Genomic DNA, 13,623 nt, shown 5'->3' with positions numbered 1-13,623 from the left:
CAGCAGTCATGACTCGCCCATTACCAGCCCTTCATTATACCCCTCCGCCTCCTCGACCGTCCGTCCGCCGTCTCCCGCTACGGCAGGATTGGAGGCGTTAGGCATTGATCCACGTTTCCTGTGACCGAAGACGAGAAAATTCAAGACATCGCGGTTGCGATGATTCGCCGCCACTCCATGGACCCAGAAGACTGGCGTTCGACGAGTATCGGAGCACTCCGCCCGGAGGTTCTCTGTCACCTGGCGCTTTTGCCCGGTGAGCTGGTTTTGGTGTGTGCTTTCTTTTCTGATACCAGTTGGTATGCGTTTACTACACGACGTATCGTTAGCAAACACGCAGGGACTATTGCCACTCTCGATCCGAAGCGAGGCGTCGAGTCGCAGTTCGGAAATTTCAAAGGCTACGGCCCCGGCAGCAACACTGAACTCGGCGCCATCCCCACAGCGACGGCCACACTAAAATGCGGAGCCTCGACGCTTCAACTTGAGTATGAAACCGGCAAGCCTTCGATGGCCCCTATTTACGCCGCAAAGTATTGGTCACAGAAGCATCCCATTCTCGACAAACTCTTAACGAATGCCGAACGGGCACTCTACAAATCCCGCAACGTCTAACCCAAGAGGTGCGGCGAACTGCTCTGGGGCGTTAGGCATCGCTATCCATCCCCCGTGAACGAAGATTCCACGAAAACACCTGAAGAACTGCTCGATGCCGTCGCAGACCGAGATAGCTTCCTCGCATTTCTTGCCGCACTCATCATCGACCGCGAACGCGCAGAGGAGACCGAACGAGCCGATCCGAGACGCCATCAACGGGGCGGTGCCGGCAACTGGCAGAACACCTCCATCTCGGCTTTCCTCGGCGCAGCCTCTTGCTATTTCCAGCACCCGGATTACCCGCATCGTGACACCCCTTCGCGTCGCGCTCCGTTATCTTGGCACGATTTCGCCGTGTTTCTCCACCTCGGAAAGATTTATGAGTAGGCCCGCGACGCCATCCGAACGCTGCTGCGAACCGCTCCGGCTGTCACCCCTGCTGCTTCCAACCTCCACCTTATCATCCACTATCCCGCACCCTTCGCGCCAACCTCCGCGGTCGCTGAGCTTGGGGGCGTCATGTGCTTTCACGCGTCTCCCGCGGAACGAGAGATAACCAGTCCTTTCACTCAAAACGCTTTATGGGTAGTACACCTTTCAGCTCTCTCCTTGGGGGCATTGCAGCACTTGTTTTTGCCACGCTCGTCAGGTATCGCGCGCTCTGGTTCCTACATGAAGACACGATTCTCAACGGAGGCAAATGGGTTTCCACCGCTGAGTTTGCAGCCACCCTGTCGAAGTATTTCTACATGTTCGGGGGCTTTGCTATCGTCCTCGGCTTCGTTTTGTTGTTCACACTTTCCGAGGAGCGCAGGCGGCGGATCGCACAGTTGCCTCGTTGGCGGCGTTTCATGGTTTGGCCTATCGACAGCCACATTGCCCCACGGAATCCCGATAGATGAATCTCCCGCCATTACACAATTGATTACAAAGGCTTCTCCTACGAAAACATGTTGCTGTTTGACGGTAGCCCATTCCACCCTGGACCACATCGATGAAGACGACCATCCTGCCTATGATTGGTGCAGTTGTCGTGCTCGTATCGACTACCGGCTGTCTTTTTTTGCAGGGCTTCGAGGATCATTCCCGTTTGGCGATCAAGCCACCCATTTTGGCGCATGCGCTCAATGGCAATATGGACGCCGTGAAACAGTACATAGAAGCCAATGAAAATCCGAATGCGACGGACGAAGCGGGAAATACGCCGCTAATGATGGCTGTGGTCATGGATCATGTCGACGTGGTCGAATATTTGTTGGCCCATGGAGCAGATCCTTTCTTGAAAAATAGGGCGGGAGACACGGCGCTGGTGATCGCCAAAAGGGGAGCCCCAAAGAAATCAACGCAGGTACTCGAAAGTTACATGACTTCCCATTCAGAATCAAAGCGACCCCATGCCGCTTTCGTCCTTGCAGCTTCAATTGCTCCATGGGACTGGGCGTCGGCTCCGGAAGGAAATTCTCCAGTGATGGCTTCCAAATGGAAGCCTACTACCCGTTAGGCCTCTAGCAATGCCAGCATTTCAACCAGACCCAGTAGACGATCGTACGCCGCTGATGCGAGCGGCGTGCGCAGGGGATTTGTGCGAGCTTTTCGATCTTTTACTTTCGGGCGCGCTCGTCGATGCCCAGGATTCCCAGCGTTGGACCGCACTGAGCTATGCCTCCTGGCACGGACAGTATGAGATTGCTCAACAGCTTCTCGACTCTGGCGCCGATCCAGATGTACATGAGTCCTACTCCATGGTTGACACCCCACTGAGTCTCGCCGCACAGCGCGGAGACTTCGACCTCGTCCGGCTGCTCATCGCTTTCGGAGCGAACCCCGACATCTACGCCGGAGTCGCCGCAGCTCGCGCAGAATGTTACGCACGCTGGCGTGGATTCCACGATATCTCGGAGTTTTTGCTCTATCATGAAGACCGACGCACAAAGGCCTGACAAGGCGCGGCAGGCGAACACGCACATTCAAAATCGCATGGCCAAAAACAAGATGCCGGTAGGTGAGCAGGTTTTAGCTATCTTCCGCGAGTTGGTCGGTGAGCGCGCGAGTCAGCTTTCGATCGCAATTCCAGACGCGCAGGCAAGCATCAGACAGGCTCTTTTGACCAAGCACCCGAAGGAGATTGCTCACGACGTCGCTTTCCACCTGACGGATTGGCAATCAGATGCGGCCTTCATCGTCGCGATACTTCTCTTTCCCGAGCGATTCACTCGCGCACAGATTCGCGATGGTGTTCAGCGGTTCGCTATTCACGCCCCAAACCATACCGCAGCCGCAGCGAAGCTTTGTGGCTTCCCGGTCAGCGATATATTTGAGATAGGAGCACTTGATGCAGCCGACAACGACTGACCAAGCGCTGCGAACACTAAAAAAGGTAAGCCAATGATACCCCTCGACAGTCCACGGTGGTCTGAGTTGGAGCACGCATACGGCGCAGCTGACGACATCCCTCCGCTGCTTCGGCAACTTGAAAGCTTTCCGGTGTCCTGTGGCGACAGCGAGCCGTGGTTTACGCTTTGGAGTTCGCTTTGTCACCAGGACGATGTTTATCCCGCTTCGTTTGCGGCTGTTCCGCACATCATCCGCATTCTCGCGACCGCCCCTACACGCGCCAGTTTCAGCTTCTTTCAGCTTCCCACCTGCATTGAGATCGCCCGTGCCCGCGACGGATTCCCAATACCGGACGACCTCCGACAGCCGTATTTTGATTCTTTGCAGCAGTTTCCTTCTTTGGTGGCCGCTTCCGCCACTCGACCATGGGACGAGAATCTGATGTGCTGTGGCCTTTCTGCTATCGCCGCTGCCAAGGGGTTTCCTTCCGTCGCCAACGCCCTCCAAGAACTTACCCCGAAGACGGCCGAACGATTTATGGATTGGTTCTACGAGCAATGACCGCAACGCCTATCCATGCGTTGGTTCGAACGGGCCGGAAACTCTCTCCTGCGTTCGACGCGTTGATAGGTCCGTCTCCCGCCACGACGGGATTGGGGCGTTAGGCGTCGCTACCCGTCTCCCATGAACGACGATGCAGATTTCATCGCAGAGGCAATTTCCGCACAGAGCGTGTTCACGCTCACGGTTACGGATCGCGCCTGCCAACTCGTGTTTCAGGACGCGGGTGGAACTGCATTTCCGTTTTGGTCCAGCCCTCTGCGGGCCGAACAGATTCGAAGATCCTCCCCGCGCTTTGAGCACTACGCACTCCGCGAGGTCTTCCTGGCCAATTTCCTCCGCTGGCTCGTTCAGCTTGAATCGGAACATATCCGGATTGGATGGAATTGGTCTTCCGAGACCTTCGCCAGGCGGTTCGAAGAAAGTCCGAGCTCAGACAGGGTCTGTCAGGACAGCCTCCCGGCAATCACCCTAAAAGAACGCCTCGAAAAACAGATCGATGAAAAAACCGCCTGATCCATGCGCTGCAAACACGCCTCCGCAGTCGCCGAGCTTGCGGTCGTCAGGCGACTCGTGCCAATGAGAAAGCAATATCACTTTCGTCCTTCTGAGCGCGGCCTTCTGGCGTGGGACGTTGACCGACTCGTTGCGATGAGCAAAGAGTTTCCTCGCGTCCAGGTCTCATTGGCCACGATACGAGAACTCGATGAGCCGTTTTGGTTCGGCCTCGGTAATACTCCGACTTGCCGAGCCGTAGTGGAGCACGCCCGCTTGATTGAGGCCGCCGATTTGAGTTTTCCGATTATCCTCTCTTCGGATGGCCGAGTCATGGATGGCATGCACCCTGGCCGGAACGCCTGCTGCCGTTTCTTCATTGGGGATGCGCTATTCTCTCTTGCGTTGACTGCTCGTCGCCCTCATTGCCAGTATTCCGAAATGACGCAGACGGTTCGCTCACCGCGGAGGCTCCCAGTCTTGAGGGCTGGCTAAACGATTGGCTTGCAGGACGAGATTTATGGAAGCTTCAGACATAACAACAACGCGACCTATCCAACAGCAAACACCAACCCATGACTAAACTCCGTGTAGAAAGTTTCACCATTTCGATTGATGGCTTCGGCGCCGGCCCGGACCAGAGCCTGGAGAACCCGCTGGGCATCGGCGGAAAGGCCCTTCATGGATGGGCGTTCGCTACTCGCACGTTTCAGGCGCAACTGTTCGGCGCCCAGGGCGGAGAGACCGGGATCGATGACGACTTTGCCGCGCGGGGTTTCCACAATGTCGGTGCCTGGATTATGGGCCGGAATATGTTCGGACCAGTCCGCGGTCCCTGGCTTGATGAGAGTTGGAGAGGTTGGTGGGGGGATAACCCGGTGTATCATAAGCCGGTTTTCGTGCTCACGGATCATCCTCGTGCTCCCCTCGTCATGGAGGGCGGCACGACCTTTCATTTCGTCACCAAGGGGATTCGCGCCGCACTCGAACTCGCTCGCGAAGCCGCCAACGGAAAGGATGTCCGCATCGGAGGCGGAGCGTCGACCATCAGGCAATACCTTCGGGAGCGACTGATCGATGAACTACATATTGCCATCGCACCTGTCCTGCTTGGCGAGGGCGAGCGGTTATTCGACGGCATCCACCTGCCAGACTTGGGATACACCTGCACCCAGCATGTCCCATCGCAGCGAGCCACCCACATCGTGTTAACCCGCACATGAACCCAACGTCGCCTCCACGGTCTCCCGCCACGGCGGGATTGAGGCATTAGGCGCCACTACGCGTCTTATGAAATCGACAATCTTACTTCTCGGACTTTTGGCAATCGTCTCGCAAGTGAGCGCAGAGCCTCCACCTCACGATGCGAAGCCCGCACTCACCGATTACGAGACTGTCCGCACCGCAGAAACATTTAGCATCGGAGCGACGGGCTTTGCTGCCAAGATTACGCCAACCGAGACTTCGCTCAGAAAGATTCTACTAACTCCAACTGCCGCGGAGGACTGCCGCAAGCTCACCGTCGCAGGAACTCCGGCCGGGCAACTCTACGGTTTGCTAGGCCTGAAGCTTCTCAAGGACGCCACGTATCCGGCGGCCGCGGCGCGGTATCGGTTTTCTCGAGTCGAGGTTTCAGTTACGGACGCGTGCAACTTAACCCGGCGACCCACATTCTTCGTCGTGCAACTCATCGACCAGGGGAGGATCAAATGAACGTAGCCGCAACGTCTGACCAGGCGCTGCAAATTGTCGCCATGTCCCCCGCACAACAGAGTTGCCCCGGAAACTGGCCAGCGCCACGAAAGCCTCACTTTCGTGACGAGGTAAAGACATCGGCTTCCCTGGCGGCCACCGAACCAGTCGGCATATGAAACCCAATCACCGATACCCTGTCCTGCTCCGATCATGGCTTCGAATGGGCGAGCCCCAACTCGGCCTTTTTCCCTTGCGAAAAGACGAACCTTGATCCTCCCTATTAAAGGTGATCTCGAGAATATGCCGATGATCCCCACTTCTTCATGTCGGTTTAATCACATGTTAGGCGACCTCCACGCGCTTGCCAGAACCCAGCAAACCAAATGAAAACACGCGTCATCACTACCGCATTTGCCACCGCAATCTTTGCGCTGGTTGCCACCAATCACGCCACCGCCGAGACACCGTCCCTCGAACACAAACTCAATGTCACCCCGGAAATCAAAAAGGCCTTCACCGGCTCCGACTCAATCGAGATTCGGCAGATTACCGGCACAGCCGCGACGTTTCAGGTTGGCGGCACCTACCGCGTCACCGGCGTCTGCAAGCAGCAAAACCTCAAGCACGCCGTGCTGTATATCGGCAATACCGCCGAAGCTGGCCCGGAGGCAATCACCGCCGCAGCCGGTTCGTCCTTGTTCAAGCCGCTTGCGGACACTCGCACCGAGTTTGACTTCACCTTCACTGTCCTGCGACCCGGGATTCTTCACGTGACCATCTACGACAGCGACAACCACGATAAGAACGACAACGCCTATGCCGGCATTTATCTCGGGGATGTCGTTTTCAAGCACTGAACCAATATCGCCTATCCAAGCGCTGTAGGCATGGTTGAGGTGCTAGCCATGCGCTGCGAATTGTCGCCATGTTTGTCGCCATGTTTGTCGCCATGTTTCCACCTCGACCTGCAGGAAGGGCCTCCGGCCGTTTGTATCGGCGCATTGGCGCAAGCAGTCCACCTCGACCTGCAAGAAGGGCCTCCGGCCATTTGCGGCGGCGCATCCGCGCGGGCAGTCCCCATCGACCTGCATAGTGCGCCTCCGGCGTTCAGGAGAGGTGCTGTCGCGGGGGCAGTGCTCCGGCCATGGCTCGCTTTTTCCGATATCCAAACTAAAGATATTCACCATGAACACCCCCCTTCGCGCGGCGCTCGTTTGCCTCGCCATCATTTCTATCGCGGTCGCGGCGACTCCGAATACTCGCACGCGCCTCACGGCGCAACGGATCGCCGACCTGACCGCCCCGGCGGAAGGTCCGCACCCGAAAGGCTACAAGATCGAGATTTCCGGTCTCGGGAGCTCCCTACTCGCAGCAGCCAAACCCGAAGGCGAGATACTGTCCGTCCGTGAGCTTCACTTTCCGAGCGAGTTCAAGCCGCCCCAAGCAGCAGCCAACGGCGCTCCCGGCATCACGCCCACCACACCCACCGCGTTTGAGACGGTCAACACCGGCTGGAGCGTTCGCCTGACCGCCAAACCACACGGCAAGGTCATCGCCGTTTATGGTATCGCCGATTACGTCGAGGCGGAGCTTGTTGCTGGCGGCTACGGCGTGGTGGCCGGCCCCATTTACACCGAAAAGGGTGAGGTGATCACCCCGAACAAGCTCGACCAACCGAAGCTTCAGACCACGACGACACGCTTCAACATTTTCGCTGTGGCCGGCGAGTCTTACGAAGTCACACTCTACCGCGGAGCCAAATCTGAGAAGCACATCGTCACGGTCTCAGCCGAATAATCGCAACGCCATCCAGGCGCTGCAACCGACAAAGCGCCTCTTCTCCACCTTTGCTCAATCTCCATGGACAAACTCAATCGTTTTTGCACCGCCCGAACCACCACCGCTTTATCGGCTGAGCTCCTTTCGTTAGGCGTCGCTCACGTTTCCCGATGACGGACGAAACCCTCACTGCCGTTCGCGAGTTCCTCGAAGCCTTCGAGGAAGTCTTTCGGGACGATTGGCAATATACCAAGTCTATGCTGGGCATCCGTGGCGAGACACCTGAACAAACCGAGGCCGCACGCAAGATGGGACTGGAGACGATCGACCTCATCGCTCCCGATGGCACATTCTTGGAGCCTCGCGTTGACGACGAGATAGAGGATTGGGGAGCCCGCGGCGGGCTGCTCGCACGCTATCGCCGCCTCAAGACTCTCATGGAGCCGCCTGCCACCAAATCTGTCCAATGACCTTCTTAACTTCGACCGCAACGCCATCCAAGCCCAGCGAACGGGCCGGGAACTCGCTCCCGCATTCGACACGCTTATAGACCCGTCTCCCGCCGTGGCGGGATTGGGGCGTTGGCGACTCCACACGCTCTCCTTGATATGAACGATGATCTTTCCCACAGTACACAGAACGTGACCGAACAATTTGGTGTCAACGGGTGGGTTCTTTTTTCTCAACTCTTCTCGTTGGTCATTGTTCCCGCGGCTCTCGTGCTATCCATCTTCGCCACGATCTACTGCCTGCGTCATCATCGTTCCGACAGAAGATTGCCTCTTTGGCTGCTTCTGACGTGGCTCGTTCCTATCGTCGGTCCGCTCTGCACATTTGTCGCGCTCAGACGACCTCATCCAACAGAACGGACCAATGACACAACGCCAAACACCGCCGCCTGATGCGAGCGGCCCGGGAACTCTCTCCTGCGTTCGACGCGTTGACAGGCCCGTTCTCCCGCCGTGGCGGGATTGGGGGCTTTAGAGCATTTAAAATAGAACTGTAGCCGTTTGTGGGATGAACGGGGGATGTAGTCGCCTGCTCCGTCGAGGGGCAGCGGCAGAGCGCCGCATCTACAACGACCCTGCCGCGGCTACACCTTTACTTAAAATGCTCTAGTTGAGGTAAACGAGCTCGTTCGTGAAAAGCAGCGCCTGCGCGTACTGCTCCCAGGCGGTCAATGGCCGCCGATCCACTTTTTCGCCGGCATTGCGCACCGGCGCGCGTCCATCTCCGGGATCGTTTCGGCCACGACGACGGTTTTCGATCGGCGGCGCGACGGCAGGGGCGGCGCCGAGCGTTTGTTTCAAGTTATCCACATAGGCAAGGCCGAGCTTGGTTTCCTCGGGCCGCAGGGTGCGCTGGAAGATGATGCGGTAAAGCGCCGCGATGCGGCCGCCATCGTCGGTCGCCTCGGCGAATTCTTTGCGCGCGACCATCTTCCGCGCGATGTCCACGACCATGGGGCTGTTCATGAAAAAGAGCGCCTGTTGCGGCACGATGCTCGTGGCGCGTTTGCTGTTCGGCATGTCCGGATCACTGAAGTCGAACTGCTGCATCAGCTCGGGCAGGTTGCCGCGATCGACGTAGCCATACACCGAGCGACGGAAGGAATACGGCTCCTCGGTCAGATTGATCGGCTTGCCGCCCAGGGTGGGGTCGAGCTGGCCGCTGAAGACGAGCAGGGAGTCGCGGATCGCCTCGAAATCGAGCCGTCGGATATTCGCGCGCCAGAGCAGGCGGTTGTGGGAGTCGATCGCGGCGGATTGCGGATTCTCGTCGCTGCTCTGCTGAAAGAAAATGCGGCTGGCGCGGCGCCAGCGGGTTCTCCACGGCGTCCGCTTCGCGCAGCAGGGTGGCAAAGGTCAGGGCGCCCATGCCCATGCCGGTGCGGGCGAGGAATGCGCGGCGGGTGAAGAGGGGGAGGTCGTTCATGGGGGTGTTGAGTTGGCACACTTCCGCACCGGCGGCGCGGCTGGCATTCCTGAATGAGTGCCGCGACCCCGCCGTTTGTGGGCCACAACGACTTTTTCGACACTGCCGCCGGCGGTCCCGGAGGGACCATGGAATTTCGCCTGCTCGCCCACCACGACCACTCAGCCTCTATTCCCCTCCGCCATCTCGGTGGCGAAAGCCACCGGAACCCGTCCCCTCCACGATTCGCCCCGGCAGGGGCGGCGGAAAGAGATTATTGTCGCGTCCCGCGCCCCACCGCCGATCGGTTGCACATTGCAAAGCTCCTGGACCCCACTAAAGTGATGGTCCCCCATCTTCACATGCCCCCGCGCGCCAAACCCGACCGTGCAAATTGGCACGAGACTGAAGAGCGATTTCGGCTCCTCGTCGAGAGCGTGAAGGACTACGGAATTTTCACTCTGGATGCGGATGGCTGCGTGACGAGTTGGAATGAAGGCGCCCGCAGAATCAAGGGATACGAAGCAGCTGAGATCCTCGGCTCCCATTTTAGTCGATTTTATCCGCCAGAAGACGTTTTAGCCGGGAAGCCGGAACGCGAGCTCGTCATCGCCATCGCAGAAGGGCGGGTGGAGGATGAAGGATGGCGTTTGCGGAAGGACGGAACGCGTTTTTGGGCGGACGTCGTCATTACCTCGCTGTGGGACTCCGCCACCGGCGAATTGAAAGGGTTTGGCAAGGTGACCCGCGACTTGACGGAACGGAGACAAGCCGAGATCGCCCTGCGCCAAAGCGAAGAGCAATTTCGGCTCCTGGTGGACTGCGTTGCGGAATACGCGATTTTCATGCTGGATCCGACCGGCCATGTGGTGACGTGGAACTCTGGAGCGGAGAAGGCGAAGGGATATTTGGCCAAGGAAATTATCGGAAAGCACTTTGGTTGCTTCTACACCAAAGAGGATCGCGACACGGATTTGCCAAACAGATTGCTGGAAGAAGCGCGAAGCCACGGCCATGTCCGCGCGCAAGGAACTCGCGTGCGGAAAGATGGAACGACCTTCCAGGCCGATGTTTTGATCACTGCGATCCGGGATTCCACGGGACAATTGCAGGGGTTTTCCAAAGTAACCCGAGATATCACCGAGCAATTGCGCATCCGGGAGATGGAGACGGCGAAGCTGACCGCGGAAAAGGCGAATGAAGCGAAAGATAACTTCCTCGCCGTGCTCAGCCATGAACTGCGCACCCCGCTAACTCCGGTGATCGCCGGCGCCAGTTACTTGATCGAGAATCGATCCGCAATCAGCGACGAAGAGATGCTCGAGCATCTGCATACCATTCGCCGAAACGCTCAGCTGGAAGCCCAACTCATCGACGATCTTCTCGACCTCACCCGCATCAGTCGAGGCAAGATGATCCTCCATCCTGAGGCGGTGGATATCCACGCGGCACTCCGCGATGTCGGCGCCATTCTCCAGGAGGAAATCCAAAGAAAACAGTTGGCCCTTTCCTATGACCTCCAGGCGACGGGGTATTGGAGTTGGGTCGATCCGACCCGCATTCGCCAGGTCTTCTGGAATCTGATCAACAACGCCATTAAATTTACCCCCGAAGGTGGCAGGATAAAGGTGCGCAGCGCCAATCCTTCGCCCACCTGTCTCCGGGTCGACGTTTCCGACAGTGGATTAGGAATTGCCCCCGAGCAGCAGCAGCGAATCTTCGGCGCTTTCGAGCAAGGCGAAGTGGACACCACTCGCAAATTCGGAGGACTCGGCCTGGGTCTGGCCATTACTCGCCATCTGGTGGAACAGCAGAATGGCTCCATCTCCGTCACCAGCGAAGGGAAGGGCAAAGGGGCCTGCTTCACCGTCACCTTGGCGCTCCTGGAAAAACGGGCCGAAGCTCACCCCGTTCCGAGTTCATCCCCCACCCCATCGGGAAAGACGCACCGGATTCTCCTGGTGGATGACAACGCGGATACCTTGCGGATCCTGTCGGCGCTCCTTTCAAAACGGGGTCACGAAGTGAAAACGGCACTCACCGCCGGTGCCGCTCTGGAATGGCTGGCCCGGGAACAATTCGATGTCCTGGTGAGTGACATCGGACTGCCGGATCGCAATGGATGGGAATTGATGCGCGAAGCCAGGGCCAGGCGCTCGCAAATTCGCGGGATTGCCCTCACTGGTTATGCGTTGGAAGCGGACATCCGCCGTTGCACGGAAGCTGGATTTGAATTCCATCTTGCCAAGCCAGTCGACATCGACGCCCTCCAGGCGATGCTCCATCAGATCTGACGACTGGACGGCGCGGTGTGCCTGCACGGTCCTTTCCCTTCACCTCGTTTCACCTCGTTTCACCTCGTTTCACCTCGTTCACCTCGTGACCAAAGTGGGGCTTTGGCCACGCATCTTTCCGGCGAAACTCCGTTTCGGTGGTGGGGTGGCTGGTCCGGTCGCCTCCAACGATACCCGATTGTTTGTGTCTACGGCTGCCCCTATTTTTCCTTGTCTCCCCGCGCAAAGCTCTCCCATACCACCTTCAGATCGGCCGATCCCTGCAATCCGCGCTCGGTCTTGACGGAAAGACCAAAAGGAAGTGGCATAGGGCGCACCGCGCGAAGGGAGTTGGTGGATGGCGATCTCCGAGCGTCATGGCAAAACCGGCACGCCGGAGGCGTCCATCTTTGGGGAGAGAGAGACGGCCGATTTGTTACGCCTTTACCTAGGCCCAGGCCCACGGTGCTGTTTTGAGCGTGGACATCAAGTCAGACCAAGCGTAGGGAGTTTTTCATGGCGTGCTTGTCCTTTGTTGGCTCATTCATGGGTGCCCTTGCTTCGGGCTCGCCCCGGGACCAGCCGCCGCTTGTCCCGTACACCGCCGCCTCGGCAGTGACCCCGCACCGGCCGCTCCGCACGGCATTGCCGCGCCACCCGCGCCCCAGCCTCTCCCGCAAGCAAACCACTTTGCGTTTCCCAACTCGCTGCGCACCAGAAGAGGGCAGCCATCAAGTCTAGGCGCATGAACCCATCTGTTCGACTACGGATCGGTGAGCTGTCTGCGCAGCGCTCGAACCTTAAAGCGGAGAAGGACTACAAAGGTGCCATCCCACTGCAGCTCGAAATCATCGAACTGCTTGAGGAGCATGCCGGGCTCCAACCAGAACTGGCCAGTGCACATAACTACGCTTCCAGCCTGTATCTATTTTGTGCACTGCTCCACGCTGCTGAACACCATGCTCGTGCGGCGCTCAGCCTGTCGTCCGGCGAGACTGTGAAAGACTTGGAGGCACGTGGGTGCTATAATCGCATCCTGGCGCAGATTTTGGCTGCGCAATATCGCTTCGAGGAGGCCTTGCCATTCGCTGAAAATGCAGTGAGGGATTACAGTGCATTTCACAACCCACCTGACGCATACCTTTCGCAAGTATCCGCCGAAGCCGAGCGGATCCGAAATCGCACATGGTCACCCCCACCGAATTGAATGCGCCTATCCAGACGCTACCAACACGCCTCCGCGTCACGGCTTGAGCTTCCCACCGCCACTACCTTTCAACCTGCGTGTCTCCCACGACTGCGGAATTGAGGGCGTAGGCGACTTCCATGCGTATGTTCAAAACGATGCTCCTTAGCTTTGGCATTGCCTTATTGATCGTAGGCTGCTTGCTCTCCGCTTGCGGACTTGCAGCCCAGGGCATCAACGACGGCGAGTGGCACACCATCTCTCAGACCGGGCAACCGTCACGCCCGGAACTGTTCACTTGGTCGGCGTGGCGTCCCAACAACGGCTCGGTCTATCCATTCCATTCATTCCAGGCTTTGCAGCAGCCTGCTAGCTTGCCGGAGTTTCGCATGGGTCGCGGCAAGGGATTTTTCTTCGACTTTGTTTTCTATCAGGGTCGCTTTGTCCGCGACGGCGTTAGCCACGAGTTTCCCGCCGTCGGCCCCGGTTGGGGTGCGGCATACCACTGGGTTTGGGCGCTCCTGGCGTTCGCCGCAGGGGCTGCTTGCTCTCTTGCATCGCAGCTGGGAGCGCGACGCGCTGCAAGCTCCCATTCGGACGGTTCCTCACGTGCAACCCGCCGGGCCTTTCCGCGATTTGCTCGCCGCAGCCAAAATCCCAATCGTGTCATCTGAATGACCAGGAACCGGAACAATCCTAAGCCAATGCCATCGAGCCGACTACGCACTCCCTGGCGCATCCTCCTCGCCATCCTCAGCATTGCGAGCGGGGCGGCTTGCTATGTAGGCT

The 13,623-nt window shown here is 58.3% G+C and carries 17 protein-coding genes; 16 read left to right on the top strand and 1 reads right to left on the bottom strand.

Annotated features, from left to right (window positions below):
* The first annotated feature begins 120 nt into the window (after nt 1-120).
* The 13 genes from CFE428DRAFT_RS19305 (at nt 121) to CFE428DRAFT_RS41185 (ending at nt 8,363) form a co-directional block, all read left to right on the top strand.
* Nucleotides 121-615, top strand: coding sequence for a hypothetical protein (locus CFE428DRAFT_RS19305; protein ID WP_042725351.1), 495 nt, complete (start codon nt 121-123; stop codon nt 613-615).
* 54 nt (nt 616-669) lie between these two features.
* On the top strand, nt 670-984 hold the full coding sequence (locus CFE428DRAFT_RS19300; protein WP_042725350.1) for a hypothetical protein: 315 nt from the start codon (nt 670-672) through the stop codon (nt 982-984).
* Between the two features lie 607 nt (nt 985-1,591).
* Complete coding sequence (locus CFE428DRAFT_RS34010) at nt 1,592-2,098, top strand: ankyrin repeat domain-containing protein (protein ID WP_049975690.1); 507 nt, start codon at nt 1,592-1,594, stop codon at nt 2,096-2,098.
* A 10-nt stretch (nt 2,099-2,108) separates the two neighbouring features.
* The gene (locus CFE428DRAFT_RS19285; RefSeq protein WP_083805243.1) at nt 2,109-2,537 is read left to right on the top strand and encodes an ankyrin repeat domain-containing protein; all 429 of its coding nucleotides are present in this window, start codon (nt 2,109-2,111) and stop codon (nt 2,535-2,537) included.
* Entirely contained in the window at nt 2,512-2,949 is a 438-nt protein-coding gene (locus tag CFE428DRAFT_RS19280) for a hypothetical protein (RefSeq protein ID WP_042725348.1), read from the top strand. Before CFE428DRAFT_RS19285 ends, CFE428DRAFT_RS19280 begins: the two co-directional genes overlap by 26 nt.
* Nucleotides 2,950-2,982: 33 nt before the next feature.
* Entirely contained in the window at nt 2,983-3,492 is a 510-nt protein-coding gene (locus tag CFE428DRAFT_RS19275) for a hypothetical protein (RefSeq protein WP_042725347.1), read from the top strand.
* 123 nt (nt 3,493-3,615) lie between these two features.
* Nucleotides 3,616-4,008, top strand: a complete 393-nt coding sequence (locus CFE428DRAFT_RS19270) for a DUF2750 domain-containing protein (protein ID WP_006981297.1) — start codon at nt 3,616-3,618, stop codon at nt 4,006-4,008.
* Nucleotides 4,009-4,562: 554 nt separating this feature from the next.
* Nucleotides 4,563-5,210: a dihydrofolate reductase family protein gene (locus CFE428DRAFT_RS19260; protein WP_006981296.1), complete on the top strand. Its 648-nt coding sequence runs from the start codon at nt 4,563-4,565 to the stop codon at nt 5,208-5,210.
* A gap of 67 nt (nt 5,211-5,277) precedes the next feature.
* Nucleotides 5,278-5,700: a hypothetical protein gene (locus CFE428DRAFT_RS19255; protein WP_006981295.1), complete on the top strand. Its 423-nt coding sequence runs from the start codon at nt 5,278-5,280 to the stop codon at nt 5,698-5,700.
* Between the two features lie 365 nt (nt 5,701-6,065).
* A complete protein-coding gene (locus CFE428DRAFT_RS19250; protein WP_006981294.1) occupies nt 6,066-6,539 on the top strand; it encodes a hypothetical protein in 474 nt (157 codons plus the stop codon).
* 328 nt (nt 6,540-6,867) lie between these two features.
* Nucleotides 6,868-7,479, top strand: a complete 612-nt coding sequence (locus CFE428DRAFT_RS19245) for a hypothetical protein (RefSeq protein ID WP_006981293.1) — start codon at nt 6,868-6,870, stop codon at nt 7,477-7,479.
* Nucleotides 7,480-7,631: 152 nt separating this feature from the next.
* A complete protein-coding gene (locus CFE428DRAFT_RS19240; protein ID WP_006981292.1) occupies nt 7,632-7,931 on the top strand; it encodes a hypothetical protein in 300 nt (99 codons plus the stop codon).
* 138 nt (nt 7,932-8,069) lie between these two features.
* On the top strand, nt 8,070-8,363 hold the full coding sequence (locus tag CFE428DRAFT_RS41185) for a PLDc N-terminal domain-containing protein (protein ID WP_083805242.1): 294 nt from the start codon (nt 8,070-8,072) through the stop codon (nt 8,361-8,363).
* 213 nt (nt 8,364-8,576) lie between these two features.
* On the opposite strand, the gene CFE428DRAFT_RS19235 is transcribed toward CFE428DRAFT_RS41185, so the two are convergent.
* Nucleotides 8,577-9,323 carry a DUF1553 domain-containing protein gene (locus CFE428DRAFT_RS19235; RefSeq protein WP_006981291.1) on the bottom strand — a complete coding sequence of 249 codons (747 nt, stop codon included), beginning with the start codon at nt 9,321-9,323 and terminating at the stop codon, nt 8,577-8,579.
* Between the two features lie 414 nt (nt 9,324-9,737).
* Here CFE428DRAFT_RS19235 and CFE428DRAFT_RS19225 point away from each other — a divergent pair, with 414 nt between their 5' ends.
* The 3 genes from CFE428DRAFT_RS19225 to CFE428DRAFT_RS19220 all read left to right on the top strand — a co-directional run bounded on the left by CFE428DRAFT_RS19225 (nt 9,738) and on the right by CFE428DRAFT_RS19220 (nt 13,508).
* Nucleotides 9,738-11,669, top strand: a complete 1,932-nt coding sequence (locus CFE428DRAFT_RS19225; RefSeq protein ID WP_042725345.1) for a PAS domain-containing hybrid sensor histidine kinase/response regulator — start codon at nt 9,738-9,740, stop codon at nt 11,667-11,669.
* Nucleotides 11,670-12,393: 724 nt separating this feature from the next.
* Nucleotides 12,394-12,855, top strand: coding sequence for a hypothetical protein (locus CFE428DRAFT_RS37565; RefSeq protein WP_131989523.1), 462 nt, complete (start codon nt 12,394-12,396; stop codon nt 12,853-12,855).
* 119 nt (nt 12,856-12,974) lie between these two features.
* The gene (locus CFE428DRAFT_RS19220; protein ID WP_006981288.1) at nt 12,975-13,508 is read left to right on the top strand and encodes a hypothetical protein; all 534 of its coding nucleotides are present in this window, start codon (nt 12,975-12,977) and stop codon (nt 13,506-13,508) included.
* The last annotated feature ends 115 nt before the right edge of the window (nt 13,509-13,623 follow it).

It is taken from the genome of Chthoniobacter flavus Ellin428 (genome assembly GCF_000173075.1).
In the GTDB taxonomy this organism is placed as follows: domain Bacteria; phylum Verrucomicrobiota; class Verrucomicrobiia; order Chthoniobacterales; family Chthoniobacteraceae; genus Chthoniobacter; species Chthoniobacter flavus.
This window is presented reverse-complemented; position numbering and strand designations above follow the sequence as displayed.

Coding starts and splice junctions, on each gene's coding strand:
- CFE428DRAFT_RS34010 (WP_049975690.1), top strand. CDS start 1,592: ATGAAGACGACCATCCTGCCTATGATTGGTGCAGTTGTCGTGCTCGTA.
- CFE428DRAFT_RS19285 (WP_083805243.1), top strand. CDS start 2,109: ATGCCAGCATTTCAACCAGACCCAGTAGACGATCGTACGCCGCTGATG.
- CFE428DRAFT_RS19280 (WP_042725348.1), top strand. CDS start 2,512: ATGAAGACCGACGCACAAAGGCCTGACAAGGCGCGGCAGGCGAACACG.
- CFE428DRAFT_RS19275 (WP_042725347.1), top strand. CDS start 2,983: ATGATACCCCTCGACAGTCCACGGTGGTCTGAGTTGGAGCACGCATAC.
- CFE428DRAFT_RS19270 (WP_006981297.1), top strand. CDS start 3,616: ATGAACGACGATGCAGATTTCATCGCAGAGGCAATTTCCGCACAGAGC.
- CFE428DRAFT_RS19260 (WP_006981296.1), top strand. CDS start 4,563: ATGACTAAACTCCGTGTAGAAAGTTTCACCATTTCGATTGATGGCTTC.
- CFE428DRAFT_RS19255 (WP_006981295.1), top strand. CDS start 5,278: ATGAAATCGACAATCTTACTTCTCGGACTTTTGGCAATCGTCTCGCAA.
- CFE428DRAFT_RS19250 (WP_006981294.1), top strand. CDS start 6,066: ATGAAAACACGCGTCATCACTACCGCATTTGCCACCGCAATCTTTGCG.
- CFE428DRAFT_RS19245 (WP_006981293.1), top strand. CDS start 6,868: ATGAACACCCCCCTTCGCGCGGCGCTCGTTTGCCTCGCCATCATTTCT.
- CFE428DRAFT_RS19240 (WP_006981292.1), top strand. CDS start 7,632: ATGACGGACGAAACCCTCACTGCCGTTCGCGAGTTCCTCGAAGCCTTC.
- CFE428DRAFT_RS41185 (WP_083805242.1), top strand. CDS start 8,070: ATGAACGATGATCTTTCCCACAGTACACAGAACGTGACCGAACAATTT.
- CFE428DRAFT_RS19225 (WP_042725345.1), top strand. CDS start 9,738: ATGCCCCCGCGCGCCAAACCCGACCGTGCAAATTGGCACGAGACTGAA.
- CFE428DRAFT_RS37565 (WP_131989523.1), top strand. CDS start 12,394: ATGAACCCATCTGTTCGACTACGGATCGGTGAGCTGTCTGCGCAGCGC.
- CFE428DRAFT_RS19220 (WP_006981288.1), top strand. CDS start 12,975: ATGCGTATGTTCAAAACGATGCTCCTTAGCTTTGGCATTGCCTTATTG.